Source organism: Pseudooceanicola aquaeponti (genome assembly GCF_050897975.1).
Lineage (GTDB): Bacteria > Pseudomonadota > Alphaproteobacteria > Rhodobacterales > Rhodobacteraceae > Pseudooceanicola.
This window is the reverse complement of sequence record NZ_JBPAXY010000001.1, coordinates 566,194-592,015: the sequence shown is the minus strand read 5'-3', so window position 1 is coordinate 592,015 and position 25,822 is coordinate 566,194. Positions and strand designations below refer to the sequence as shown.

Below are 25,822 nucleotides of genomic sequence, written 5' to 3'. Positions count from 1 at the left end.
CGGCCCCCTCAGTCGCGCATCGGCATGAGAACCCAGAGCGCGTCGGGGTCCTCGGTGACGATACGGGCGGGCTCTCCGCGCCCGGCGCTGGAGAGGGTGAAGGCAGGCGCGATCCGGGCGAACTCGGACAGCAGCGCCAGGCTGTAGGTGGCGGTCTGACCGTCCTTGGCAGCGTGGCCCTGCAGCACGATGCTCAGATCGACGCCATCCGGCATGCTGAGCGACATGCGTCCGGCGCCGGGATCGAGACGCAGGGGCAGGCTGCGCCCGTAGCAGGTGGCGCTGGCGATGGTGCGGAGCCGGCTCAGGGCGCTGGCCGACAGGTGCGCGGTGAAGGCATCAGAGGCCGGCGGCGTGACCCGGGTGTAATCCGGATAGGTGCCGTCGATGCCCTGGATCACCAGGCGCAGCCCCGGCGCCGTCACCAGCAGGTGCCGCGGACCAGCATGGAAGGTCAGGGCCCCGTTCCCCGCCTTGCGCGCGATCGCGATGAGCAGATCGACAGCGCGGACCGGGACGATGAGGCCGTCGGGTCGGTCGGTCGCCTTGCTGCCGTCGGCGCGGGGCCCTTCGGTGAAGCTGGCCGGCTCGTCGCAGTCGATGATGGCCATCCGCCAGCCATCGGTAGAAACGGCGCGCAGCGTCCCGACTTCTGGTTTTGTCGTCAGGAAGGTGCCGTTGAGATAGTAGCGCGTTTCCTCGCGGCTGACGCAGGACCGCCCCAGATCGAAGAGCCGCAGCGCCTGTGCGCCGGACAGCGTGAACGCGCTGGCGCCGCGCATCCCGTCGGGGTCCACAGTGTCGTGGGGCCGCGGGAAGTCCCTGGGCGGAATGCTCAGCTGCAGGGTCACCTGGATCTCGCCATCGGACAGGCGGACACGGTCGTGATCTTCGCCGCGCATATGGGTGATGGTCACCGGCCCCCGGGCGGCCCGCAGGAATCCCGCCAGCGCCCGATGCGACACAACCAGATCCGCGCGCCCGCTAATCTGGGCTTCCAGATCCAGCATCAAGGTCATCTTGAGGTCGGTGGCCTCCAGCGTGAGCCGGTCGCCGTTGAACCGGATCCGCACGCAGCCGAGCGCCGGGATGGTGTTCAAGCGTTCGACAACGCGCCCGAGGCGGTTGGCGGCCAGCCGAAGCTCGGCAAGGGCGACGGTGGCGCTCGGGCCCTCGGATATCTCCGGGGCAGGCGCGGCGGCGCGGGGCATCTGGTGCAACATGGCAGGTCCTTTCCGGTGGCGGTGTCAGAAGGTCAGGGGCAGGCGGGCAGGGCGTCCGCCTCCGCGACGGTGTCGGCCACGGCCTCGCGGGCGCGGCTGATCCAGTTGGTAATCGCGTCGGCCTCCGTCGGGCCGCTGGCCGAGATCCGGTAGAGGGTCAGCACGGCGCGGCCCTCGGCGGGGACGTAAAAGCGGCCGCCTCCTTCCAACGCCGCGCCGACGAAAGCCTCGTGCAGGGCGTCGCCGCTCAGCGGCGCGACGCGCGCCAGGAAGGCGGTGATCGCGTGGGTGTCGAGCAGGCGCCCCGTCATGGCTGACCTCCGACGGTGGCGTCGGGCTGGAGCGCCCGGCGGGCGAGCGTGGTCGGCAGGTCCAGCAGCGCGGCGGCGATCAGCAACGCCACCGCCAGCCAGCACAGGCCTTCCAGCGCGAGGCGGGGCAGAGAGCGTCGATCAGCACGGGTCATGCCGGCGCCCCCGCGATCAGCACCAGGGCAGCGGTGGTCAGAAGCCAGCCGATCAGGGCGAGGGGGAGCAGGTTCATGCCGCGCCCTCCGGATGCGCGCGGCTTGCGATCAGGGCGCGGGCCTTGCCGCGGCAACGCTCGGTGATGTCCAGGACCTCGGCCATCTGCGACGACACGGTCGGCGCGCCGGCGAGGTGGTGCGGCGTGAGCCGGGCCAGACGCTCGGGCGAGATCGGGGTGCCGCGGGCGGCCTTCCGCGCGGCCCAGTCGGACCGCAGGCGCGCGCTTTCGTCAGGGGTCAGCATCGATACCTCCATCTGTGGTGATGGAAATAAAGATCCACAAAACGTGGTTTGTGGCAAGTTATAATTCACCAATGGTGGATTTTTTGATTCTAGCATCTTCCGTCCGTTCATGACCCTATGTAGCGTCATGGTCGGTGGGTTTGGCTCGGGTACGCCAGTGCGAGTGGGAGAGGGTTCGGCTTGAGTTGAATTGAGAACGCGAAGTCGGCCGCGTCAGGAGAGCGCGGGTTGGCGGGGTGTTCTAGGGACTGTGCTATGAAAGAAATAGATCGGCGCCTGGACCGCATGATCGAGATTGCGGATCAGTTGGACGTTCCGCTTGACCATGTGGTCAAGTACATGGGCCGCTGTAGTCAGAGAGCCTTCGAGGCGTTCTCAGACAATCCAGACCTTCTTCCGCGATATATGAAATCGAGATCGAGGCCGTAAAGATCGGCCAGCACTACGGCCTCGTCGACGGGTATGCGACGAATCCCCGTTTCCCAGTTGTTGTATCTGGTCGCGCTGAAGCCGTGTCGAGCCGCCCAATCCTTCTGGGAAAGGTCGGAGAACGCGCGCCTGATAGCGAGCAAGCGCGAGCCGATTTCTGAGTAGGGAGCGTCCTCTGCCATGGGATGATAATCCACCGAATGTGGTTTGTTCGGCAAACCACAGATTGTGGTATTGCATTCATCCACGAAATGTGGATTTAGATGATGCATGGTATCTGCGCTCCACATAGCAAACATCTTAGGGCGGGCTCGCTTGGCGTCTGAGCTTGGTGTCGGTGATAGCGCTGTGAGCAATGCTGTATCTCGCGGTCGCTTCCCGGCATCTTGGTTTTTTGTCGTCAACAGATTGGCTCTAAGCGCAAACATTCCCTGTCCGCCGGAGCTCTTTGGCATGAGGGCCGCTGAGGGCGAGCCGCCGAAAGGGCATTCCAGTTCGCCTGAGCTTTGTGGCTCAGGGAGACAATCTTGTCCCGCGAAAACCCCCGGAGAGTTTCCCCATGCGTAAGGCGCGGCCCGCTTCGATCCAGTCGGCGGTGCAGACCGCCATTCGCGCGGCCGGCGGCCTGGAGGCCGTGGCCAACGACATCGGCGTCGGGGTCTCGACCCTGTCGCACGGGACGGAAGTCTCGGAGCAGCGCCCGGGCGGGCTGGGCGTCAACTACCTGGACCGGCTGAGCCGCATCGTGCCCGAGGCCGCCGTGCCGATCGCGGCGCATTTCGCGGCCCTGGGTGGCGGTACTTTCCACCCGCTGAACATTGAAGGCTCGACCGCCTCGGACATCCACCGTATCACCCGGGAGTTCGCGGACGTGCTGCAGCGCCATGCCGAGGCGCATTCCTCGGCCTCGGCCGTCCCGCACGACTATTCTCCGAAAGAGGCGCAGGACCAGATCGCCGAACTGGACGAGATGGTTACGGCGGCCATGCAGTTCCGCGCCACGTTGCTCGGCAAGGCGGAGCGGCGCGCATGATGGCCCGTCTCACATCCCTCTCCCGCCGACGGGCGGGCGATCGTCGCGGGGAGGGCGCCTTCGTTGGCGGTGCGCTCCCCGCGCCGATCACTTTCCAGATCCACTCACGGACCCCGGCACAGGCGCCGGTCCGTGCGGAGCGCCGGCTGTCGGGCAGGGCAGGGCGCTCCCAGGCGCGGAGGGCCCATGTCCTCCAGTCCCTCCGCGCCGCCAGCTTCCCCGGACCTTGTCTGGCCGCCCCGCGGGACCGCGCGGCCGTCCGGGGCGTTGCGGTCCCGATCTGTCCGTCCCCGACTGGGGGCGCGTCCCTCCCGGCGCGCCCCGCTTTTTCCCTGGAGAGTTCCGCATGGACATCGTGACCGCAGAAGAGCGCCGTCTGATCGACGAGGCGCTGGAGCGTATCCCCGAGGAGAAGCGGCGCATCCCCGCGGGCGTCAGCGGCATGGACCGGGACTACGTCTGGGACCCGAAGACCCAGTCGCTCATCACCCGGAACGAGGCCTTCAAGGGCGGCTTCCGGACAATGCAGCGCGCGCAGGTGCCGACACTGGCGGACCGGCTGAAAGATCGCGAGATCGCCCAGGACATCAAGGACGGGCTGAGCATCAGCGAGATCATCCTGCTGCGCCACACGGCACGCCAGCGCATTCAGCGGGTGGCGCGCGAGGACGGGCTGGAGATCGCCCGGCCCAAGCCCGCGCCGCTCCGGGGCGGGCGCGAGAAGTCCGTCTCGGGCGATGACGAGGAGATCACCCGGAAGATCCTGGCGCTGGTCGATGGCCAGCGCGGGCTGACCGAGATCGCCCGGCTTGCTGGCTGCCACAAGGATGCGGTGCGCCTGCGCCGGGATCGGCTCAAGCTCGATATCCCCGCAGCAAAGCGGAGGAAGGTCGCGTGACCGCCCCGCGGCTCACCGTTCATGCGCCCATGGATCTGGAGGCGATCCCCGAGTATCCGCTCGACCCGGATCTGCGCCTCGACTCCCATTCCTTCATCCAGTGGGAGCACCGGCGCTGGATGTCTTCGGACATGCGCTGGAACGGCACCCACGAGTGCAAGTCCATGTGGTTCGAACTGGTGAACCTCGCCCATGGCGAGACCCCGGTGGGCACGCTGCCCCATGACGTGAAGCGCCTGGCGCGCATGGTCCAGCCCGCCGTCGACCTGACCCACTTCGAGGCCCTCTGCCAGCTGGAGTTCGGCCCATTGCACGGCTGGATCCCCTGCCGCTGTGGCGAGGGTGTCCGGCTGATGCACCCGGTCGTGACCCGCATCGTCTCGGCAGCCTTCGCGGCGCGCGCCAACCATGCGGCCCGGGTCGAGGAAGCCTCGATCGCCCGCAAGCTGGCGCGGCTGACCGAGGACATCGCGCAACTCGCGCCCTCGCTGGCCGAGGACCGGCGCAAGGTGCGCTGGATCAACGATTACGTCGACGCGCGCATCGCGCAGCGGGGCGGTTCCCGGCGTACGGCGCAGGAGTTGCACGAGGCGATCCAGGCCTGCGTGGCCGAGGACCGCAAGGGACTGTTCCGGAAGGGGCCGGCGAGCGTCAGCTAATGTCCGCTAACGTCTGACAGACACTAACAGACGTTAGCGGACACTAACTTAGTGTCTGCATCGATAGGGACACTGACATGAAAATAGAAAGAAACAGGCGCTGAGCGGACAGAGCCGCCGTCGAGCCTGTGGATAAGTCGAGCCAAGGCTGAGAAAGGGCAAGAGGATGCGGATCGAGCAGGATCACGAGACGAAGCGGGACCGGGTGCGCCGGCTGTTGCTGAGACCGCTGGAGGGGATCGGGTTCCGCTTCCCGAAGGCGGTGGAGCCGGAGGAGGGCCGCAAGCGCCTCGACCGGCTGGCGGATGAGCTGGGCTACATGAGCGACGCCAACCTGCGGCGTCTCTTCGAGGCGATGCGTTCGAAGGGCGAGGGCCGGGCCCGGGACTTTTGGCCCAGCCACGCGGCCTTCGTGGCCCTGGCGCAGGTGGCGCAGCCCCGCCCGCTGGAGGAAATGCCCGGGCTGGCCAGCTGGTTCGGCAGCGCCGCGGGCAGAGCGGCCCAGGCCGAAGGGCGCCTGGTCGAGGAATACCGCTGGTGGCTCAGCAAACACCGTCCTCCGCTGAACCCGCAGGAACGCCGGATCATCGCCGACCGGGCCGGGGCGGCCCAGTCGAAGGTCGCCCGCCTGCGTGAGCGCCTTGGCCTGCGCCTGCCGGTCGACGCCACGGATCGCGAGTGGCTCCACGCCTACGAGGCGCATCAGGATGCGGCACGCGAGCTGGTGCGGCGCGGCCAGGCACAGGGAGAGGCAGCATGACCATGGCCCTCCGGCACCGCCCCCGCGGGCTGAGTAGCGCCTCTCCGCGCGAGGCCAGCATCCTGCAGCTCCTCGACTGGGCGTTTCAGAAGGAGAAGATCCGCATCGACTTCGACCAGGGCGCCAATGAGCGACCGCAGGGTGCGCTCAAGGGCTACGGCATGGAGCACATCCTGATGCGGCAGGCGGAGCTTGGCTGCCGGGTCCAGGGCGGGGGAACCTCTGAGCCGCACCCTGACGCTGACGCGGTGGCCGATGCCTTGGCGCAGCTGCCGGAGGGCGTCGGAGGCCGGCGCATGGCGCTGGTGATCGCGGATCTCTGCCGCGCCGGCGAAACGCTCGGCTGGGGCTCGGACCTTGCCCCGCAGGTCCAACCGGTGGACTGGAAGCAGACGAAGCACGGGCGCTTTGCTGTGACCGAGACCTGCGGCAAGGCGCGCTACACCAGCCGCGGCAAGGTGCGTGAGGTGGATCTGCGCTGCTGCCCGATCACCATCGAGAACCACCCCCGCGACCAGGCGCGCGCCCGGCGGGACTACCTGCTGTGGTGGTCGGCGCTAAAAGAGCTGCGGGATACCTTCCGGATCTACGGCGGGCTGACCGCGCACCAGGTCACCGAGGCCCTGCCGCCGATGAAGCCATGGGAAGCGGAGAGGGCGGCGCGGGCGGCTTGAGGGCCGGGGGAGAGAAGGGCCGGGGCATTGCCTCGGCCTTCCGCTTTCAGGGGTGCCGTCAGGTCAAAAGCGGACCTTCATGAGGCAATGCTTCAATGGCAGCTTTGCGCAGGAACCGGACATGGCACACGAGCAACCTCCGGTCGCGTTCCAAGCGATTCCGGCCCAGAACTGCCGTTCACGATAACTGCCATCGCTGCAAGGCCGCTTTCTCGAAGCCGCCCTTCGTCGCGTCGAGCAGCTAAGCTAAATCCGGCGTGCAAACCAGCAACTCGCTCGATAGGGTAGCCAAAACCCACCGTTTCGTGAGCGCAATTGTCATATGTCCATTAGTCTGACCGACCTGATCCTTTCCGTGACCCCACAAGACGGCACTGCTATTGGCAATGGCTCCGTGATGGCGTCGCTCCGCGAGCAAATACCTGACCTAACCGAAGTCGAATACCTCGCTGCTCGCGATAAGCTTGTCGCTGAAGGGCTGCTGGCGAAGGGGCGCGGACGGGGTGGCTCGATCTCTCGCACGGATGGGCAGACACCGGAGCCCACGGCCTCCGCGTCGACGAAGCCCAAGGTTGCTGCCATGCCGGCTGGGAACGGGGCGGCCGCCTATGCACATGCCGACGAGGCTGTGCTGCGCCCTGATGTCGGGGTCGAGGCGCAGTTCTCGCATCGCAAGCCGCCGAAGACCTATCGCTACGACTCCAGCCTCGCGCCGGAACTGGCGTGGGACGAGAACGGCGAACGGCCCTTTGCGGAATGGCTGCTCAACCTGGTGGGAGAGGCCGCGGAGAAGGGAGAGGCCACGGTCTTTGCCGAGCCTCAGGTCTGGGAGGGCACGGAGGAACGGTTCACCTCGCTCTCACAATGCGCGGCGCGGCTGCGCAGCCTGACCAAGCCCTTCCTGAACTGGGCGGGCAAGGCCGAGCGGCAGCAGATCACCGTGCCTACGCTGCCACTGTTCGTGCACGAGCGGCATTCGACTCAGGCGATCCTCGAGACCCTGAAATCGCACAAGGCGCGCGGCCAGACCTTGGACCTGTTCGGCGATCTGGACCTCGACATCGCCGACCGGCTGGACGCCTACCAGCACAAGGGCCCTTGGACCAACCGCCTAATCCTCGGTGACTCACTGCAGGTGATGAACTCGCTCACCGAGTATGAAGGGATGGGCGGTCAGGTGCAGATGATCTACTTCGATCCTCCTTATGGGGTTCAATATGGATCGAACTTTCAGCCTTTTGTTCGCAAGCGCGATGTGAAGCATGGCCCAGACGATCACATGATCCGCGAACCCGAGATGGTGAAAGCTTACAGAGACACATGGGAACTCGGGCTCCATTCATACCTGGCGTACATGCGAGACAGGCTGCTTCTGGCAAAAGAGCTTCTGCACGAGTCGGGATCAATCTTTGTTCAAATCTCTGATGAAAATCTTCATCACGTGCGCGAGCTTCTCGACGAAGTTTTCGGGGCCGAGAACTTTGTCTCACAAGTAACCTTTCAAACTAAAATCCCCCTTCGGAATAAGTATCTGGCGAACGTTGGCGATTACATTCTTTGGTACGGCAAATCTTTCGCCTCGGGACTAATGAAATTTAACCGTCTGTATCGCGATCAGCCGCTTGGTGAAGCCACGCAGTTCAGTCTTGTGGAACTGGCTGATGGTACAATTCGGTCCGTAAGCGCAGAAGAGCGCAATGGGCTCCCTCTACCCGAAGGAGCCCGTGTTTTCACAAGCTTGGATTTAGCATCGTCTGGCCGCACTGAGTCATGCGTGTTCGACTTCAAATGGAATGGGAAAACGTATTCCCCCACAGCAGGGAAGAGCTGGAAGACGAACCGCGACGGCATGAAGAAACTAGCCGAGGCCAACCGCCTCTACAGCACAAAGAAAGCTCTGAGGTACAAGCTTTATCTCGATGACTACCCGGTGCAATCGCTGACAAATATTTGGACAGACAACGTCGGCGTTTCAGGCAAAGTCTACGTCGTCCAAACCGATGTGAAAGCCATAGCTCGATGTATGCTTATGAGCTCGGATCCAGGTGACCTAGTCTTGGATATTACTTGCGGTTCCGGAACAGCAGCCGTAGCCGCAGAGAATTGGGGAAGGCGCTGGATTACCGTTGATACCTCCCGTGTGCCTATTGCGCTGGCTCGCCAGAGACTGCTGACGACAGTCTTTCCTTGGTATCAGTTGAAGAACCCGTCCCGCGGTCCAGAAGGCGGCTTTTTATACAAGAGAAAGAAGAACCGGCGGGGCGAAGACGTTGGCGGGCTCGTTCCACATTTGACGCTGGGATCAATCACACGAGGCGAAGAGCCAGATTTCGTTGTGGTGGTAGACAGGCCAGAGGAAAATAAGAAGATCACCCGCGTGTGCGGCCCCTTCACTGTCGAGGCCACCATCCAGGCAGCCGTGAGCATGGAGGAGGAAGGCGACACCGTTGCGGCGCAGACGCAAACCTCCAACCCGCGCGCTTATCTCGACCGCATGGTCGAGGTGCTGCGGCAAAGCAAGTCGCTCAGCCTGCCGGGTAACGAGACGTTGCAGCTCGAGAATGTCCGTCCGCTGGCCGACCGCGAGTTTCTGCATGCGGAGGCCGTTGCGAAGAACGGCAGCGAGAGGACCATCGCCATCGCCTTCGGCCCCGAAGACGGCGCCATCGGTTCGGACTACGTGTTCAACGCAGCCATAGAGGCCATGCAGCAGGGCTTTGGCCAGTTGTTCCTATTCGGCTTCGCGATCCAGGCCAAGGCGCGCGAGATCCTCGAGAAGATGAAGATCCCGACCGCCTACATCTCGATGACGCCGGATGTTGTGATGTCGGACTTACTCAAGACGACGAAGGGCAGCGAGATCTTCTCGATCACCGGCCTGCCGGATGTGCGGCTGGAGAAGGCGGGCAAGCGCGACGACGGCACGCCACTCTATCGCATCGTGCTACGCGGGCTCGACATCTTCCTGCCGCACCTGATGGACACGGACCACATCGACGCCGAGAATCTGCCCTGCTGGATGCTCGACACCAATCACAACGGAATGGCGTTCTACGCGAGCCAGGTGTTCTTTCCCAAGACCAGCGCCTGGGATAACCTGCAGAAATCGTTGAAGGGCCAGTTCGAGGACAGCGTCTGGTCTCACCTCGCCGGCACAGTCAGCGAGCCCTTCGCGCTGGGTGACAAGAAGCGCATCGCTGTGAAGGTGATCGACGAACGCGGCAACGAGCTGATGGCGACCCGCAGCGAAGAGGATGCCGTCTGATGCCCGTGTCTGCACAGCAGGACGCCCCGCTCACCGTCGCCGAGGTCGAATCGCCTATCATTAACTCGCCGTTTGAGGAACCGAAGTGTCACTGGAAGATCGAGAAGGCCAAGCCGCCCTACAAAGCTAATGGCCGCCGCCGGGCGAGCTACTTTTACCGCGTACCGGAACATGCCAGACGGGGGCGCGCAAGCCGCGACCAGGCTGAGCTGTTCGAGAATCAGGCGGGCGAGGAAGTCGAGCTCGAGATCGTCAATGCCATCCGCGGCCGAGTGAAGGACTGGCGGGCGGGCGTGCACAGTGGTGGCGTGGCATATGATGGCGCGTCCCCGGTGACGCGCGAGCTTCTGGACCTGTGGCGCAGCGATCAGCGGATGCAGCGCCTGTTCTTCGCCCAGATCGAAGCGGCCGAGACGATCATCTTCCTCGTCGAGGCGAAGGACATCTATCGCAAGGGCCTTCCAGAAATCCCGAAGGACGAGCCGGGGCTTGAAGCCAAGGCGGCCGGTGCGCGCGCCTTTCTGCGCTACGCCTGCAAGATGGCGACCGGCAGCGGCAAGACGACCGTCATGGGCATGCTAGCCGCCTGGTCGATCCTGAACCGCGTGGCCTCCCCGCGGGACGACCGGTTCTCGGACACCATCCTGATCGTATGCCCCAACGTGACGATCCGCGAGCGGCTGCAGGAACTGGATCCGGCGCTCGGCGATCTCAGCCTTTACCGCACAAGGCAACTGGTCCCGCCGCACCGGATGGAAGAGCTGCGGCGTGGCGAAGTCATGATCGCGAACTGGCATCGGCTGGCGAAAAAGGAGACCAACTCGGTCAACGGCGACAGCGCCAAGGTGGTGAAAACCGGTGAGCCGGTCAAGGTAGTGAAGAACGCGGGCAAGGCAAACGAGAGCGTCGAGACGAAGTACTTCGAGTCCGACCAGGCATGGTTCAAGCGCATCCGGCGGGAGCTTGGCAGCGGCAAGGGGAGGAGCACCCATTGGCTGATTTTCAACGACGAGGCGCACCACGCTTACCGCAGAGGAGACGCCGCGAGCGAGGAAAGCCTTGACGAGGACAAGCACCTCGCGAAGAAGAACGCTCGTGAGGCCACGATCTGGATCGAGGGCTTGGACAGGATCAACAAGCTCGCGGGTGGCAGCCGGCGGCGTGGGATCAACCTCTGCGTCGATCTTTCGGCGACACCGTTCTACATCCAAGGCTCGGGAAATGAAGTCGGGAAGCCGTTCCTGTGGGTCGTATCAGATTTTGGTCTGCTGGATGCGATCGAGTCCGGGCTTGTAAAGATTCCGCAGCTTCCGGCGCGCGACGTTTCGGGCGCCGAGGAAGCCGCCTACTTCAACATCTGGCGATGGGTTCAAGCGAAGGCCAAGGAGGATGGCCTCGGCACAAGCATTACGCCCGAGATCGTGATGAACTATGCGTCCGCACCCATCAACCTGCTGGCTCAGGAGTGGCACGAGCGTTTCCTAGAATGGGAACAGCATTCTAAGCAGCAGCAGAAGCATCCAGTGCCGCCGGTGTTCATCGTCGTCTGCCGGGACACCGCCGTTGCCAAGGAAGTCCACAACTGGCTGGCGAATGGGAACGACAGCTACGGGGTTTCTCCTGCCTGGTTCCGGAATGCGCCCGGGCAGGAGGTCACTGTCAGGATTGACTCGAAGGTCATGGAGGACATCGAGCAAGGTGGGTCAAAGGATGAGACCAAACGGCTGCGATTCATCCTCGACACAGTGGGCAAACCGGAATGGCCGGGCGGCAAGATCCCCGAGGACTGGTCCGAGCTGGTACGCAAGCACAACGACAAGGTGGCCAGCGACGACAGCGACGGTTCGCTGAAATGGATCGATGAGCGCATCCCGCCGGGGCGAGACGTCCGTTGCATCGTTTCGGTCGCGATGCTGGCGGAGGGCTGGGACGCCAACACGGTCACGCACATCGTCGGGCTCCGTCCTTTTGGTTCACAGCTCCTGTGCGAGCAGGTCGTCGGACGGGCATTGCGGCGCAAGAGCTATGCGCTCGACGAAGAAGCTCAGGTGTTCGCCGAGGAGACTGCCAAGGTCTTCGGTGTCCCCTTCGAGCTCATTCCGTTCAAGGTGAAGCCGGTCGGACCCCAACCGCCGCCGCCAGATCCGAACCACATCTACTCGGTCCCGGAGAAGGCGGAGTACGAGATCACCTTTCCCATCGTGACCGGCTACCATCAGTCGGGCCAGTTCGATGTGCATATCGACTGGAGCAAGGTTGCCAAGGTGACGATCGACCCGATGAAGATCCCGCAGATGGTTGAGCTGACCCCTCTGACAACACCTGACGGGACTCTGGCGGCATTCGGGCCGGGCGAACGCCCGGTCCTCTCGTTGAAGGACTGGCGCGCCCGGTTTCGCGATCAGCAGGTTGCATTCAGGTTGGCACGTGAGATCTGCGACCGCTGGCTCTCGGACAACGGCGCCGAAGCAGTTCCAGTCCAGCAGCTTTTCCCGAAGGTCGCGTTCGCAGCGAAGCGATTCCTTGAAAAAAAGCTGGATCGAAAGGGTGATAGCCGGCCGTGTGACGTGCTGCTGGTCGGCGAATACATGCAGGCTGCAATCGGCTCCCTGCTTGAAGCCATCAAAAAGGGATCGGCAACACGCGGCGGCGAGATCGCCATCATACCCCAAGGTGCAGCGGGCAGGGGAGGCACGCTCTACGTCGATTTTCACACGACGAAACCGATCTACCCGGTCACGAGGTGTCATCTGAATGCAATGGTGGCTGACACTAAGAAGTGGGAGCAAAGTGCCTCCTTCCTTCTCGACAGCCATCCTGGGGTGAAGAGATGGGTCAAGAACGACCGGCTGGGGTTCACAATCCCCTACCGGCATCGTGGCCTGCTGTCGCGCTACATACCGGATTTCATCGTTGTCACGGATCGGGAGGAGAACGTCATTGTCGAGATCAAGGGGCAGGTCACTGACGACGCCGATGCCAAGGCGAAGGCGGCCGAGCGTTGGACCGAAGCCGTCAATCGCCTCGGTGATCACGGCGTATGGAGATACCTGTTGGTAGAGGATCCGGGGCGGCTTGGCGTCCAGATGAATGCGTTTACTGGTTCCCAGTGGGAAGAGGGGCCGTTTCAGTTACTTTGAGCAGTAGGTGGCGAATTCCTGCTTTCTTGTTGTAGCGCAAGCGAATTCGCTGCCGCAGCGAACTACCGCTCTACGCCCGAAGTGTCGATGCCTGGGGTCATGCTGCGCCTGGCAGGAATGTCGCAGAAGGGCTGCGAGTGAACCGTCGCTGCGCGGCACAGGAACGTCTGCTCTCGCGCCCCTCCTCCCCGGGGGTACCCTGAAAATCTGGGTGATATGCTCCTGACCGGTGAGGGGACCGCAGTTTTCGTGCTCGGCTAATTGGAGAAAAAAGCCCACACTAGTGAGAGGTTTTGGAGTGATTTAAGCGCCTAAACCGTTAGATTCCGTCCCTCGACGGGCTCAGGTGAGCTAAAGCCGCAGCAGAACGCATAGGTCGAGCGCTACAACCGGACGGTCCGGCATGAATGGCTGGACTTCAATGTCTTCGAGAGCATCGTGGAAGTGCAGCAGACTGCCACCGAGTGGCTTTGGTCCTGCAACAACGAGCGCCGCCACATGGGCAATAACAGGATCACGCCTGTCCAGAAACTGAGAATGGCCGCTTAAACTCCACGACGAAGCCCCCTTTAAAACGGCGTGATTACCCCTCGACTCGAGCCGTGAACTGTCAATCGAAACGACCGCGTTCACGAAACCAGTTTGTGGGATCTGATCTCAAGCGCAAAATCGCCTGACGGACGGAGACCCGTTACCGAAGTCCAGAGCCTGACTTCGCGTCCGATTTACCGCAGGGACGCGGCAGGGAAGAACGAAGAAGGCCGGACCTTCGCAAGAAGAGCCGGCCTTCGAAAGCCTGGGGTGCCGTGATGTTTGCGCTCAGTCCAGTTCTGCCGCGCGGGTTGCGGCGATCTTGTTCAGGGCCTCGAGGATCTGGGCTGGGTCGCCGGCTGCATAGGCTGCGCTAAGGGCTTCGATCTCCTGTTTGAGGGTGGCAAAGCTTTGTTTGACCTCGGCGAACATCAGGGGCATGCGCTCGTGGCGGTCGACGAAGGCGTCGATAGTCGTCGCCAGCAGGTAGAAGGCGGCGGCATGGTCGGGGATCTCGGCGGCCTTTTGCCACGACATCTGCGAAGCTGCCCGGTAGGCGTGGATACCGTTGCCCTGTTCGGCGAGCGTCTCCAGAAGCGGGGTGAACATAGGTGTCTCCTTTCGGAACGGGACGTGAAGGGTCAGAAGGAAAGACTGCCGGCGCCGCCATGGGCGGCCGACCAGTCGAGAGGTGCGTCGATGAAGGCCCGCAGCGCATCCAGCGCCGGGCGGGGGAAGCTGTCGCGGGTCTCGGCCTCGGTCAAGATGTCGCCCCAGTTGGCCAGGGCGTGCAGGCGCAGGCCGTGCTGGTCCAACGCGACACGGGTCTCGGGGAAGATGTCGTAGTGGAACAGCATCAGCACGTCCGACACCTTCAGCCCGGCTTCGCGCAGGGCCTGGCAGAAACGGATCTTCGAGGCGCCGTCGGTGGTCAGATCCTCGATCAGCAGGACCCGCTGGCCGGAAGTCGAGACGCCCTCAATCCGAGCCGCCGGGCCGAAGCCCTGGGCGCGTTTGCGCACGTATTGCATCGGCAGGCCGGCCAGGGCCGCGATCCAGGCGGCGAAGGGGATGCCGGCCGTTTCGGCGCCGGCGACAGCATCGATGCGGTCGCGCCCGATCTCAGAATCCAGGATCTCGGTCGCGAAGCCCATCATCATCTCGCGCAGCGCGGGGTAAGAGATTACCTTGCGGACATTGATGTAGACCGGGCTGGCCACGCCGGAGGACAGGATGAAGGGCCGCTGGCCCGCGCATTCCACGGCGCCGATGTCCAGCAGCGCCCGCGCGGTGCGGTGCGCAAAATCTTTGCGGGTCTCGGGCGAGAGCTGCATTGGCAGGGCTTCCTTCATTCTTCCGCCTCCAGATAGGCGGAAAGGATCGCTGTGCCTACGAGGAAATCGCCGATTTCCATCGCTTCGTCGGGATTGTGGCTGCCATTGCGGTTTCGCACGAAGACCATACCGGCAGGAATGCCCGCTTGGGCGAAGATCGCCGCGTCATGGCCGCCGCCCGAGGGCATGATGAAGGGCTCGTCCGTCACCCGGGCCATGGCGGTCTCCAGCCCGACTATGACGGTGGGGTCCATAAGGGCAGGGGCCACGGCCACCTCGGCGCCGGTGTCGAAACGCACGCCACGGCTGCGGCCGATGTCGTCCATCTGCTCGCGCAGGTATGCGCGCATCTGGTCGAGGATCGCCGCATCCTGCGAGCGGATGTCGAGCGAGAAGCCCAGCTCGTCCGGGATGCGCGAGATCGCGTGCGAGGCCGGGTTGGTGCCCACGATGCCTGAGGTCAGCACCAGGTCGCGCCCGGTCCGCAGCAGGTGGTTCCAGGTGTCGTCCAGCCGGTGCATCAGTTCGGCAAAGGCCAGCACCGGGTCGTGGCGGTAGGCGCGGGGCACGGCGCCGGAGTGCCCGGCCTCGCCGATGCAGCGCACCAGCCGGTGGCGGAAGTTGCCCCGGATGCCCGAGACGACGGCGGCGGGCAGGCCCCGTTCGACAAGCAGCGGGCCCTGTTCGATGTGCAGTTCCAGGTAGCCTTCGATCTTCGACAGGTCGCATATCGGGGTCCGCGCGGCCAGCGGCGCCGTGTCGATGCCCAGGCCGTCCAGGTGATCACGCAGCGAGCGGCCATCGCCCTTGTGGGCCGCGGTAAGTTCCGCGTTGGGCAATTGCCCGGTCAGCATCTTGGAGCCTAGGTAACAGGCGCCGAACCAGGCGCTTTCCTCGCCGCGCATGGCCAGGCATTTGACCGGGCGCCGGAAGGAACGGCCGCTGCGCGCGGCGCGGATCAGGACGATCAGCCCCGCCACGACGCCCGCCAGGCCATCGTAGTTGCCGCCCATGGGCACGCTGTCGACATGGCTGCCGATCAGCACCCAGCTTTCCGCCTGCGCATCCTTGGGCAGGCAGAACAGCAGGTTGCGGCCTGCGTCTTCTTCGACGTGCAGGCCCTCGGTGCGGCCGAAATCGGCCAGCCAGTCCAGCGTCCGCGTCTCGATGTCCGAAAAGGCAGGGCGGCTGACGCCCGCGGTGTCGGGCGAGAGGGCGCGAATGCCGTCGAAGACCTGTGCCGCCAGGGCGCCCATGGCCGCATCGTCGTGGCTCTTGAGGGATTGTAGCATCATGCGGCCCTACCTTTCTCTTGCGTTTCGACGCGTGTCTTTGCGGATTGCACGGTTGGTGCGATGCTGTGCGGAGGCAGGGGACCGGGCATGGCTATCATGCTGGCCGCCCTCGATGGCTCGAGAGGCAGAACCACCCGGTCCCAACGCCTGACCTGACCGCTGATTAGGCTCTGCGGATCATCGCTGTGTAGGGCGAGGACGGCATGGGAGGGCTGCCTGATGGGGAATGGCACAGGAGGATTGCCATGAAGGTATTTATCGGCCTCAATGTGGCCAAGGAGGTGCACTGGGCCTGCGCGATCGACGGGAACGCCAAGCCGCTTCTCAGCTGCTCCGTAGTAAAACAGCCCGACCAGATTGCTGCCCTGATCGAGGACATTGGCGCGCTTGGCGCAGACGAGGTCACGGTCGCGCTCGACATTCTCGGCGGTGCCGCCACGCTCTTGTGTGCGATGATCGTGGAGGCGGGCTTTCGGCTGGTGCATGTGCCGGGCCTGTCGGTGAACCGGGCGCGGCAGGGGATGCGGGGCGGCGAGAACAAGTCCGACCCGCGCGACGCGGCCACGATCGCCGAGCTCGCGCGCACACGCCATGATCTGCGCCCCGTTGACATCGAGCGCGAGATCGACGTGAACATCCGCCTGCTGGTGGGTCGGCGCAGTGAGATCGTGTGCGACCAGACCCGTTGCCTGGCGCGTTTGCGCGACCTGCTGTCCTCGGTGTTTCCGGCACTTGAGCGCAGGATCGACGTGAGAACGAAGACCGGTCTGGCCTTCCTCAGCCTCTTTGCCGCCCCGCATGAACTTCGCGCTGCGCGACCGGCAAGCGCCGCAAGAAAGATCATGCGCCTGGCCCCGCTCTCGCGCGGCGTGGCGCAGCTGACCGAGGAGGCGATTACCCTCGCCAAGGCGCAGACCGTGGACGTGCCGGGCGCCCTGACCCGGGCTCGCCTCGTCAAAGAACTGGCCACCGAGGCCCTGCGCGCCCGCGAGATGCGCGACCGGATCGACCGCGACATCGCCGAACTGCTCGCCTGCCACCCTGACGCGGCCCTCATCCAGAGCCTGCCCGGGATGGGGGTCGTGATGACGGCAGAACTCATCGCCAACATCGGCGACATCCGCCGTTTCCGTTCCGCTGACGCGCTCGCTGCCGCGGCCGGCCTCACGCCGGTTCTGCGCCAGTCGGGCAAATCCTACGCCATCCGCCGCGCAACCGGCGGCGACAAGGCGCTCAAGCGGGTCTTCTTCCAGTCCGCTTTCGTCGCGCTTTGCCACCCCGAAAGCAAAGCGTTCTACGATCGAAAACGTGCCGAGGGGAAAAGACACAACCAGGCTGTCATCGCGCTCGCCCGAAGACGCATCAACGTGATCTGGGTAATACTCAATACCAGACAGCCCTTCGCCGAAAACTTCAATTCTGCCGCTTGACTCGTCCATTAGGCTGCCTCTCCGCCCGGGATCTGCACCGAGCCGATGATCTCGCCGAGCGAGGTGACGCCCTGCTCCTGCATCCAGTCCGAGAGTTCGGCGATCAGCCGGGCCATGACGGTGGGCGACCGGAAGGTGGCGGTGCCGACCTGCACGGCGGCGGCGCCGGCGATGAGGAATTCTAGCACGTCGTCCAGCGTGGCGATGCCGCCGCAGCCGATCACCGGCACGCGGCAGGCGTGGGCGCATTGGTACGTCATGCGCAACGCTATAGGCTTCACCGCGGGGCCGGACATGCCGCCCATGACGTTGCCCAACCTGGGCTGCCGCGTTCGCACGTCGATGGACATGCCAAGCGCAGTGTTCGCGGTGACGATTGCATCGGCGCCCTCGGCTTCGGCGGCCATGGCCACGGCGACCGGCTCTCCGGTGTTGGGCGTCAGCTTGGCCCAGAGCGGCAGGTCCGTCTCGGCCCGCAGGCGGCGCATCACTTCGGCGGTGGTGTCGGGACGCATCGCGAAGGCGTTGCCGTCTGCCTCGATGTTCGGGCAGGAAATATTGGCCTCGATCGCCGCCACGCCGGGCAGCGAGACCTCGGCGGCGAGGCGGGCGAACTCATCCATCGAGTGGGCCGAGATCGAGACCACTAGCGGCGCCTTGTAGGCGGACCAATAGGGCAGCATCCGGTCGCGGAAATCGTCGATCCCCTTGGACGGGATGCCGATGGCGTTCAGCATGCCGCCCTGCAGGTCGCAGACCCGCGGCGTCGGGTTGCCGGCGCGCTTGCCGTGCATGATTGTCTTCAGCACATGGGCGCCCAGCACATCCAGGTCGAAGACGTCCGATAGATCTTCGGAGAAAGTGCCGGAGGCGGGCATGATCGGGTTGGCGAAGGTCAGCTCGCCGACTTTGACGGAGAGGTCGGGGGTGCTCATGCGATGGCCTCCGAGATGGGAAAGACGGGACCTTCGCGGCAGACACGGCGGTGGACGACCTCGTTGCCTTCGCGGAAGGGGCGGACGCAGGCCTGGCACATGCCCAGGCCGCAGGCCATCTGCTGCTCCATAGCGATTTCGCCGGGGATGCCATGCTTCTGGCCCAGGCCCTGCAGCATGGTCAGAAGGCGGCGGGAGCCGCAGGTGTAGAAGGCATCGACCCTGCCTGCGGCGATGCGCGCCTCAATCAGGGCTTCCAGAGCCGGCACCTCGGACGAGCCGTCCTCGTCATGCACCACGATGACCTCGGCGCCGTAGCTGCGGAAGAGGTCGACCGACATGGCTAGTTCCGGGCTGCGGGCCGAGCAGATCGCGGTCAGGCTGCGGCCCTGTTGCTGTGCCATCCGGGCTAGAGGCGCCAGGGTGGCCAAGCCCACGCCGCGCGCCACCAGCATCAGGTTCTGCCAGGCGTCGGGCATGGTGAAACCCTGGCCCAGCGGGCCCAGCACGTTCAGCGTGTCGCCCGCGCGCAAGGTGGCCAGGCCACGGGTGCCGGCGCCTGCGATCTTGTAGAGGAACTGCAACTGCCCTGCGTGGGCGTCATAGCCGTAGATCGACATCGGGCGGCGCAGGAAGGGGTGCTCGCCCTCGGGCACTGGGCAGAGCAGCTGGAAAAACTGACCCGGGGCGCAGTCCAGCACCTCGGCCGGGGCGTCCAGGGTCAGCAAGCGGTACTCGCCGTTGACCGGCATGTTCGAGAGCACGATGGCCCGGGCCTCGGCGCAGCGTGCGGTGACACCGGGCGAGGGGGGGACGGACAGGATCGAAGGGATGAGGGTCATGAGAGGACCTTTCGGGGAAGTGCGCGGATCAGCCGTAGATCAGGCGCGGCACGAAGAGGGAGATCTGCGGGATGTAGGTGATCAGCAGCAGCACGATCACGTTGACCAGCACGAAGGGCCAGACGCCGCGGATGATGTCGGCCACCGGTTTGCCCAGGGTCGAGGAGGCGACGAAGATGTCCAACCCGAAGGGTGGGGTGATCATGCCCAGGCAGACGTTGAAGGTGACCAGCATCCCGAAGTGCACGGGGTCGATGCCGAAACTCTGCGCCACGGGGTAGAGCGGCGGCACGAGGACCAGCAGGGTCGAGTTCGGGTCGATGAACATGCCGGCGATGAAGAAGCAGATGTTCACCGCGATCAGGAAGCCGATGCGGCCGGCGTCGGCGCTGTCCAGCAGCCCCAGGATCGCCGTCGGTACCTGCGCCAGCGTCACGAAGAACGAGATCAGACCGCCCATGGCCAGCAACACGAAGATGATCGCGGTGTTGATCGCGCTGTCTTCGGTGATCTTGACCAGGGCGCCCCAGTTCAGGCTGCGGAAGACCAGGGTCTCGACCAGAATGGCATAGACCACGCTGACGGCGGCGGCCTCGGTGGGGGTGATCACGCCCGAGTAGATGCCGCCCAGAATGATCACCGGCATGCCAAGCGCCCATTTCGCGTTCCACATGGCGCGCAGGCGGGCGCCCCAGGGCAGGCGGTCGCTGTGGCTGACGTTGTCGCGGCGGGCCTGGATCTCGACGAAGATTGCGAAGGCCACGCCCAGAACGATGCCCACACCCAGCCCCGCAGCGAACAGCTGCGAGATCGAGGTGCCGGTGATCCAGCCATAGACGATCAGCGTGATCGAGGGCGGGATCAGCAGCGCGGTTTCGGCAGAGGAGACGAGAAGGCCCAGCGAGAACTTCTCGGAATACCCGGCCTTCCGCATCTCGGGATAGACCATGCGGCCCATGGCGGCGACGGTGGCTGGGGCCGAGCCGGAGACGGCGCCAAAGGCCATCGAGCCGCCGACCACCACGTGGCCGATACCGCCGCGGCTGTGACCGACCAGCGCGGTCACCACGCCCACTAGCTGGCGGGCGATCTGGCCCGACCCCATGAGGTTGGCCGCGAAGATGAAGAAGGGGATGGCCAGCAGGGTCGAATGGTCGATCCCGCCGACGATCTTCTGCACCACCGCCGCATCAGGCAGACGGCCGTAGAAGGCTTCCTTGTAAGCCAGCGCGGGCAGGCCCAGCACCAGGAACATTTCGAAGCCGGCGACGAGCAGCAGCACGGCAAGAAGGAGGATGAGGGCGAGGATCATTCTGCCTGCTCCTGTGCGTTGAAGCGGTTGATGATGCCGAACAGGCTAAGGCCATAGCGCAGAGCAAGCAGCAGGAAGCCCACGACAGGGGCGAGGTAGATGTAGCCCATGGGCACGCCCAGCGTGGGCGAGGCCTGGCCGGACTTCAGGACGAATTGCACCAGGCCGAACGCCAGCCAGGCCACGTAGAGGCCGAAGAGCAGGCCGCAAAGATCGATCAGCTTGCAGACCGCGCGGATGGCGCCGGCCGGCAGCCGTTCGCGCAGATTGGTGATGCCGACGTGCTTGCCGCGTTCAAGCGCCAGGCCCAGGGCCAGGAAGACGAGGAAGAGGTTCATCATCCGCACCGCTTCCTCGACCCAGGCGAAGCGCGAGGCGAAGGTGCCTCCGATTTCGCGGGTGACGACGGAGCTGGTATAGAGAACCACCATTGCAAGGAAGAGAGCCACCAGAAGGCTGCGCTCGATCGTCCTCAGCAGGGTCAGGAATTTCATGGGATGTGCCTCGCGCAGTCGGGGCGGGCCACCTGCAGCAGGGGCCGGAAGGGGGAGGGCCCGCCGCGAAAGACGGGCCCGGGGAGAGAAGCCATGGGAACGGCTTACTGAAGCGCCTCGTAGGCTTCTTCATAAGTGGCCAGCAGGGCTTTGCCGGTGTCGCCGGCCTTGGCGACATAGGCCTCGGAGGACGGGCCGAAGGTGGCTTCGCGCAGAGCGGCGCGCTCTTCCTCACCGGCGACGCGGACGTTGGTGCCGGCGGCCTCGATGGTTTCCAGCGCTTCCTCCACGGCGGCGGCCTTGTGGGCGGTCAGCTCGGGGATGACTTCGTGGAAGGCGGTGGTGATCACCTCCTGGTACTCGGCCGGCAGGCTGTCCCACCACATCGGGTTGAACAGCACGACATCTTCCATGGCGCCGTGATCAGAGACCACGAGGTACTCCTGCACCTCGTAGAACTTCATGTTCATGATGGTATCCAGCGGGTTCTCTTCCCCGTCCACGACGCCGGTCTGCAGCGAGGTGTAGAGCTCGCCGAAGGGCAGGGCGATGGCCGAGGCCCCAAGGGCGTTGAACTGTTCGATCAGGATCGAGCTGTCCATGACGCGGAACTTCTGGTCGGCGAAGTCGGCCAGGCTGTCGAGCGGCTTGTTCGAAGTGAACTGCTTCTTGCCGTTGGGCCAGAGCGTCACGGCGAACATGCCCTTGTCCGAGAAGGTGTCCAACAGCGCCTGGCCGAAGGGTCCGTCGCGCAGTTCCTGCGCCTTGGCGTCGTCTTCGGGCAGCAGGTAGGGGATGTCCATGATCGACACGGCCGGGTTGAAGCCGCCCAGGAAGGCGGCGGGGGCCACGGTGCCCTCGATGGTGCCCAGCTGGACGCCTTCGTTCATCTGGCGCTGGTTGCCCAGCTGGCCCTGCGGGAAGATCTGGAACTCGACCTCGCCGTCGGTGCGCTCTTTCACCAGTTCGGCGACCTTCTCAAGCGTCACGTTGCGGCTTTGCGCCGGGCTTTCGAGGTGACCGATTTTGGCGACGTATTCCTGCGCCTGCGCGCCGGAGGCCAGAACCAGGCCCAGTGCTGTCAGTCCGGAGAGGACGGTGGTTTTGCGGAACATCTGTGACTCCCTGTCATGCTCATCTTGTCTGATGCCTGAAGGATCACGATGGTGGCGCAGGGGGTCAATGGAAAAATCTAAAAAATGAGACGGCAGAGAAAATTTATCGGATGGTCAGCTTTAGGCCGTCTAGTTTTTGAGCGGAGGGGGTGACGGCCGCTTAGTGAATCCCGTGCCTTTCGATCAGCGCGTCGACGTGGTCGGCAGCCTCGCGACCCTTGAGCGAGCTGGCCCAGAGGCGTTGGGTGATCCCTTCGTGCAGCTTCAGCGCCTCGGGGGCCGAGGTAATCAGGCCGACACCGATCCGGATGTTGGGGTTATGGCCCAGCCGGAAGGGCGAAATGGTCAGAGTCGATTCGCTGCCCTTGCGCACGATCTGGAAGGAGGTCGCGGGAATCGGCTCGCGCGCGACGCCAACCTGGATTCCGATGAGCGGTTCACGCAGCATCGCTGAGATATGCTGTGCTTCGCGCAGGGCCATGCGGCGGCGGGTGTCCAGCGTCGCGGGCGGCAGCTCGCTGCGGCCGATCAGGCCCTCGCGCAGGAAGCGTTCGATGTCCGCGTCCGAGATGATCGAGGCCAGGTGCGGCCGGCGCTGATTGAAGCGAGTCTTTCTTTTCTTCAGGATATCAAGAATCTGATCGACATCCTTCCCCTGGTCGGCGGTGGTTGATTCGCGCATTACGTCTGCCAGCACGGCGTCATAGCCACCCGTGGTGACCAAGTAGGAGATCGGGCTGAAGAGGCCGATGATCTGCTCGCTATCCTCTTCGATCTGGCGCATCCGCTCGAAGAAGCTGACGGCGTTGTCGACATATTCGATGCCCACGCCCAGCAGGGAGGGCAGGGAAACCTGCAGCTCGTCCGCGATGGCGGTCAGCATCTCGATCTTGGCGATTTCGCCTTTTTCGGCGCGGTAGAGTGCTGCGCGAGAGATGCCGAGTCGGGCGGCCAAATCCTCTGGCGACAGGGCGCGGCCTAGCCTGTGGGCGCGCAACCGGGCGCCCAGCTCGACGAAATTCACCTTGTTTGCCTGCGTCACGGGCTGCCCCCCCCCCTACGGATCTTTTTGACGGTCCTTGTGGCTGGCGGCGCAATGCGCCCGGTCATGGTTCGTCTCGGAAATGATCCAATCACGAGATGCAAGCCCCTGCAATCCTAGCTGGATTCTACGATTCCCCAAAGTTTGCGAGGAATTTTTGGTTTTCAGGCGAAGTGACTAGACGCCAATCAGGTGCATTTTTTAGATTTTCCACACTGAGCGCCCCTTTTCTGGGCGGATTCTCTCATTTTTGATGAGAACATGCTACGCAGTCTAAAAAATGAGAGTTGGCACTTGAACCTCGCGCCGCCTGTCGCCCAGAATCGGGGCCAAACTAGTATGCGAAGAAGAGGACATCCCTCGTGATCAGTGTTTCCGGCCTGACGAAGCGGTTCGAAATGGACGGCGGTGCCTCCGTCCTGGCCCTGTCGCCCGTCACCCACCACATCCCCGAAGGTGCCTTTGTGTCGATCGTCGGGCCCTCTGGCTGCGGAAAGTCGACCTTCCTGCGCCTGGTGGCCGGCCTCGAGGAGGCCTCGGACGGTACGATCACGCTGGACACCGGCGCTACCCGCCGGCCCGTGGGCTTCGTCTTCCAGGACGCGGTGCTACTGCCGTGGAAACGGTGCGCGACAATATCCGCTTCCCGCTGGATACCGCGGGCGCGAAGAAGTCCGAAGGTAACAAGCGCGTGCAGGAGCTGATCGACCTGGTTGGCCTGACCGGCTTTGAAGATGCTCTGCCCAAGCAGCTGTCGGGCGGCATGCGTCAGCGCGCTGCCATTGCCCGAGCCCTCGCCGACGATCCGCCGATCCTGCTGATGGACGAACCCTTCTCGGCCGTTGACCTGCTCACCCGAGAGACGCTGAACGACGAGTTGCTCAAGATATGGAAGGCCACCGGCAAGACGATCCTGCTGGTCACCCACTCGGTCGAGGAGGCCGCCTACCTAGGGTCCGACATCATGGTGATGTCGCCGCGTCCGGGGCGGCTGAAGAAGACCTATTCGGTCGATCTTCCCTATCCGCGCACGCCTGAAACCAAGGCGCTGCCCGGCTATCATGCCCTGGTATCGGACCTGCGCAGCGACCTGCGGGAAACCGAGTGATGCCGCGTCAGATCCGTTCCTTCATCGAGTACGGTGCCGCGCTGGCGCTTTTGCTGGTGGCCTGGTGGTACGCCAGCGGGCCGATGGGGATGCCCAAGTACCTGCTGCCCTCGCCGCAGGCGACCTTCTCGACGCTGTGGAAGATGATGGTCGACGGCAGCCTCTGGCCGCACCTGTGGTTCACCGTGCACAACATCGTCATGGGTCTGGCCATCGGCGCCGTCGCGGGCATTGCGCTGGCCTATGTACTGTACAAGCTGCCGCGCCTGTCGACCCTGCTGGACGGACCGCTGGTAGTGCTGCAGACCGCGCCGAAGATCGCGCTGGCGCCGTTGTTCGTCGTCTGGTTCGGCCTGGGGCTGGCCGCCAAGCTGGTGCTGATCTTCTCGCTGGTTTTCTTCCCGGTGCTGATCGGCGCGCTGGCGGGCTTCCGCGGCATCGATTCCCGTATGCATGACCTGGCCGTGCTGCTGAAGCTGCGCCCCCTGCAGCGCTTCTGGCAGATCGACATCCCGGCCGCCCTGCCGGGCATCTTCGTGGGCCTGAAGATCGGTGCCGTGCAGGCGCTGGTGGGCGCGGTGCTGGCCGAGTGGATCTCGGGCTCCGATGGGTTGGGCTATCTGATGACCTTCGCCGGGGCCACCTACAAGACGCCGCTGCTGTTTGCCGCCGTGCTGCTTACCTCGCTGTTGGGCATCGCCCTGCATGCCGGGCTGACCGCCATCGAATCCCGCGTTCTGGCCTGGAAGGTGCAGGATGGCCGCTGAGAAACCTACAGCCCGCTTCCCTTTCACCGGGGGGCGCCCGCCGCATCTGCCCTGCGGTCCCGGCGATGTCGCCCGCGACGTGCTGGTGCCGGGCGATCCCGACCGCGTGGCCCTGCTGAAGGACATGCTGGAGGACGTGCAGGACTTCGGTCGCAAGCGCGAGTTCGCCCTGATCACTGGGCGCTACCAGGGGCATCCGCTGACCATCTGTTCCAGCGGCATCGGCGGCCCTTCGGCCGAGATCGCCCTGGTCGAGCTGAAGCACCTGGGGGCCGAACGGGTCGTGCGCATCGGCGGCATGTCCGCCTTGGTGCCCGAGATCGGCGTTGGCAACTACCTTGTCCCAGACCGTGCCATCGGCAACACCGGCGTCGGCGCTCTCTATGCCGCGCAGGGCTATGAGGCCCTGGCCGATCCGGCGCTCCTGGCCGGCCTGCGCGCCGCCGCGGCCGAGCTGGGGCATGTGACGCATACCGGCACCATCGCCTCGACCGACAGCTATTACCTTGGCCAAGACCGGCCCCTGCCGGACGGCACCGAGGGCGCCTTCCTTGACGGCTTCCTCAAGCAGGGGGCCGTCGGCTGCGAAATGGAGGCCCAGGTCATCCTCTCTGTCGGCCGGGCGCTTGGCCTGCAGGCGGCCTGCCTGATCGGTGCGCATGGCAATCGTGCCACGGACGACTGGCTGGTCGACTACGATCCCACGCAGAGGGGCCTACTGACCATCGCCGGTCGCGCCCTGGCTGCCCTGAAATAAACCCGCAAC

At 64.6% G+C, this 25,822-nt stretch carries 25 protein-coding genes and 2 pseudogenes; 13 read left to right on the top strand and 14 right to left on the bottom strand.

Annotated elements, in window-relative coordinates:
- Positions 1 to 8 precede the first annotated feature (8 nt).
- From ACRARE_RS02870 to ACRARE_RS02850, 5 genes are all read right to left on the bottom strand, one after another.
- Positions 9 to 1,223 (bottom strand): DNA polymerase III subunit beta family protein, encoded by a 1,215-nt coding sequence (locus tag ACRARE_RS02870; RefSeq protein ID WP_432654899.1) that lies wholly within the window; start codon positions 1,221 to 1,223, stop codon positions 9 to 11.
- Positions 1,224 to 1,255: 32 nt separating this feature from the next.
- Entirely contained in the window at positions 1,256 to 1,534 is a 279-nt protein-coding gene (locus ACRARE_RS02865; protein ID WP_432654898.1) for a hypothetical protein, read from the bottom strand.
- Positions 1,531 to 1,689, bottom strand: coding sequence for a hypothetical protein (locus tag ACRARE_RS02860; RefSeq protein ID WP_432654897.1), 159 nt, complete (start codon positions 1,687 to 1,689; stop codon positions 1,531 to 1,533). The genes ACRARE_RS02865 and ACRARE_RS02860 overlap by 4 nt, the downstream gene beginning before the upstream one ends.
- Before the next feature lie 73 nt (positions 1,690 to 1,762).
- Positions 1,763 to 1,993 (bottom strand): hypothetical protein, encoded by a 231-nt coding sequence (locus ACRARE_RS02855; protein ID WP_432654896.1) that lies wholly within the window; start codon positions 1,991 to 1,993, stop codon positions 1,763 to 1,765.
- Between the two features lie 353 nt (positions 1,994 to 2,346).
- Entirely contained in the window at positions 2,347 to 2,604 is a 258-nt protein-coding gene (locus tag ACRARE_RS02850) for a helix-turn-helix domain-containing protein (protein WP_224896116.1), read from the bottom strand.
- An 88-nt stretch (positions 2,605 to 2,692) separates the two neighbouring features.
- On the opposite strand from ACRARE_RS02850, the gene ACRARE_RS02845 reads away from it, so the two are divergent.
- The 9 genes and pseudogenes from ACRARE_RS02845 to ACRARE_RS02805 all read left to right on the top strand — a co-directional run.
- Positions 2,693 to 2,989 (top strand): helix-turn-helix domain-containing protein, encoded by a 297-nt coding sequence (locus tag ACRARE_RS02845; RefSeq protein ID WP_432654895.1) that lies wholly within the window; start codon positions 2,693 to 2,695, stop codon positions 2,987 to 2,989.
- Positions 2,982 to 3,455, top strand: a complete 474-nt coding sequence (locus ACRARE_RS02840) for a hypothetical protein (protein ID WP_432654894.1) — start codon at positions 2,982 to 2,984, stop codon at positions 3,453 to 3,455. Before ACRARE_RS02845 ends, ACRARE_RS02840 begins: the two co-directional genes overlap by 8 nt.
- 346 nt (positions 3,456 to 3,801) lie before the next feature.
- Complete coding sequence (locus tag ACRARE_RS02835) at positions 3,802 to 4,353, top strand: hypothetical protein (protein ID WP_432654893.1); 552 nt, start codon at positions 3,802 to 3,804, stop codon at positions 4,351 to 4,353.
- Complete coding sequence (locus ACRARE_RS02830) at positions 4,350 to 5,012, top strand: hypothetical protein (protein ID WP_432654892.1); 663 nt, start codon at positions 4,350 to 4,352, stop codon at positions 5,010 to 5,012. The genes ACRARE_RS02835 and ACRARE_RS02830 overlap by 4 nt, the downstream gene beginning before the upstream one ends.
- Positions 5,013 to 5,178: 166 nt before the next feature.
- Positions 5,179 to 5,772: a hypothetical protein gene (locus ACRARE_RS02825; RefSeq protein WP_432654891.1), complete on the top strand. Its 594-nt coding sequence runs from the start codon at positions 5,179 to 5,181 to the stop codon at positions 5,770 to 5,772.
- Complete coding sequence (locus ACRARE_RS02820) at positions 5,769 to 6,446, top strand: hypothetical protein (protein ID WP_432654890.1); 678 nt, start codon at positions 5,769 to 5,771, stop codon at positions 6,444 to 6,446. Before ACRARE_RS02825 ends, ACRARE_RS02820 begins: the two co-directional genes overlap by 4 nt.
- Positions 6,447 to 6,768: 322 nt before the next feature.
- Positions 6,769 to 9,711, top strand: coding sequence for a site-specific DNA-methyltransferase (locus ACRARE_RS02815; protein ID WP_432654889.1), 2,943 nt, complete (start codon positions 6,769 to 6,771; stop codon positions 9,709 to 9,711).
- Complete coding sequence (locus ACRARE_RS02810; RefSeq protein WP_432654888.1) at positions 9,711 to 12,851, top strand: BPTD_3080 family restriction endonuclease; 3,141 nt, start codon at positions 9,711 to 9,713, stop codon at positions 12,849 to 12,851. Before ACRARE_RS02815 ends, ACRARE_RS02810 begins: the two co-directional genes overlap by 1 nt.
- 354 nt (positions 12,852 to 13,205) lie before the next feature.
- A pseudogene (locus ACRARE_RS02805) lies at positions 13,206 to 13,400 on the top strand (integrase core domain-containing protein); the annotation flags it as partial.
- A gap of 270 nt (positions 13,401 to 13,670) precedes the next feature.
- Here ACRARE_RS02805 and ACRARE_RS02800 read toward each other — a convergent pair.
- The 3 genes from ACRARE_RS02800 to ACRARE_RS02790 are packed head-to-tail and all read right to left on the bottom strand — an operon-like array spanning position 13,671 to position 16,011.
- Positions 13,671 to 13,991, bottom strand: a complete 321-nt coding sequence (locus ACRARE_RS02800) for a hypothetical protein (RefSeq protein WP_432654887.1) — start codon at positions 13,989 to 13,991, stop codon at positions 13,671 to 13,673.
- A 32-nt stretch (positions 13,992 to 14,023) separates the two neighbouring features.
- Positions 14,024 to 14,734, bottom strand: coding sequence for an orotate phosphoribosyltransferase (locus ACRARE_RS02795; protein WP_432654886.1), 711 nt, complete (start codon positions 14,732 to 14,734; stop codon positions 14,024 to 14,026).
- Positions 14,731 to 16,011, bottom strand: a complete 1,281-nt coding sequence (locus ACRARE_RS02790; RefSeq protein WP_432654885.1) for a Zn-dependent hydrolase — start codon at positions 16,009 to 16,011, stop codon at positions 14,731 to 14,733. Before ACRARE_RS02790 ends, ACRARE_RS02795 begins: the two co-directional genes overlap by 4 nt.
- A 245-nt stretch (positions 16,012 to 16,256) precedes the next feature.
- Here ACRARE_RS02790 and ACRARE_RS02785 point away from each other — a divergent pair, with 245 nt between their 5' ends.
- Positions 16,257 to 17,441 carry an IS110 family RNA-guided transposase gene (locus ACRARE_RS02785; protein ID WP_432654884.1) on the top strand — a complete coding sequence of 395 codons (1,185 nt, stop codon included), beginning with the start codon at positions 16,257 to 16,259 and terminating at the stop codon, positions 17,439 to 17,441.
- An 8-nt stretch (positions 17,442 to 17,449) separates the two neighbouring features.
- Here ACRARE_RS02785 and ACRARE_RS02780 read toward each other — a convergent pair whose 3' ends face one another.
- The 6 genes from ACRARE_RS02780 to ACRARE_RS02755 all read right to left on the bottom strand — a co-directional run bounded on the left by ACRARE_RS02780 (position 17,450) and on the right by ACRARE_RS02755 (position 23,181).
- Positions 17,450 to 18,376 (bottom strand): dihydroorotate dehydrogenase, encoded by a 927-nt coding sequence (locus ACRARE_RS02780; protein ID WP_432654883.1) that lies wholly within the window; start codon positions 18,374 to 18,376, stop codon positions 17,450 to 17,452.
- Positions 18,373 to 19,218 (bottom strand): dihydroorotate dehydrogenase electron transfer subunit, encoded by an 846-nt coding sequence (locus ACRARE_RS02775; protein ID WP_432654882.1) that lies wholly within the window; start codon positions 19,216 to 19,218, stop codon positions 18,373 to 18,375. Before ACRARE_RS02775 ends, ACRARE_RS02780 begins: the two co-directional genes overlap by 4 nt.
- 28 nt (positions 19,219 to 19,246) lie before the next feature.
- Positions 19,247 to 20,530 (bottom strand): TRAP transporter large permease, encoded by a 1,284-nt coding sequence (locus ACRARE_RS02770; protein WP_432654881.1) that lies wholly within the window; start codon positions 20,528 to 20,530, stop codon positions 19,247 to 19,249.
- On the bottom strand, positions 20,527 to 21,024 hold the full coding sequence (locus ACRARE_RS02765) for a TRAP transporter small permease (RefSeq protein WP_432654880.1): 498 nt from the start codon (positions 21,022 to 21,024) through the stop codon (positions 20,527 to 20,529). The genes ACRARE_RS02770 and ACRARE_RS02765 overlap by 4 nt, the downstream gene beginning before the upstream one ends.
- A 104-nt stretch (positions 21,025 to 21,128) precedes the next feature.
- A complete protein-coding gene (locus ACRARE_RS02760) occupies positions 21,129 to 22,139 on the bottom strand; it encodes a TRAP transporter substrate-binding protein (RefSeq protein ID WP_432654879.1) in 1,011 nt (336 codons plus the stop codon).
- A gap of 160 nt (positions 22,140 to 22,299) precedes the next feature.
- The gene (locus ACRARE_RS02755; protein ID WP_432654878.1) at positions 22,300 to 23,181 is read right to left on the bottom strand and encodes a helix-turn-helix domain-containing protein; all 882 of its coding nucleotides are present in this window, start codon (positions 23,179 to 23,181) and stop codon (positions 22,300 to 22,302) included.
- 398 nt (positions 23,182 to 23,579) lie between these two features.
- Here ACRARE_RS02755 and ACRARE_RS02750 point away from each other — a divergent pair.
- The 3 genes and pseudogenes from ACRARE_RS02750 (at position 23,580) to ACRARE_RS02740 (ending at position 25,813) form a co-directional block, all read left to right on the top strand.
- Positions 23,580 to 24,289 (top strand): annotated as a pseudogene (locus tag ACRARE_RS02750) (ABC transporter ATP-binding protein).
- Complete coding sequence (locus ACRARE_RS02745; RefSeq protein ID WP_432654877.1) at positions 24,289 to 25,056, top strand: ABC transporter permease; 768 nt, start codon at positions 24,289 to 24,291, stop codon at positions 25,054 to 25,056. Before ACRARE_RS02750 ends, ACRARE_RS02745 begins: the two are co-directional and overlap by 1 nt.
- A complete protein-coding gene (locus ACRARE_RS02740; protein ID WP_432654876.1) occupies positions 25,046 to 25,813 on the top strand; it encodes a nucleoside phosphorylase in 768 nt (255 codons plus the stop codon). The genes ACRARE_RS02745 and ACRARE_RS02740 overlap by 11 nt, the downstream gene beginning before the upstream one ends.
- Positions 25,814 to 25,822: the final 9 nt, after the last annotated feature.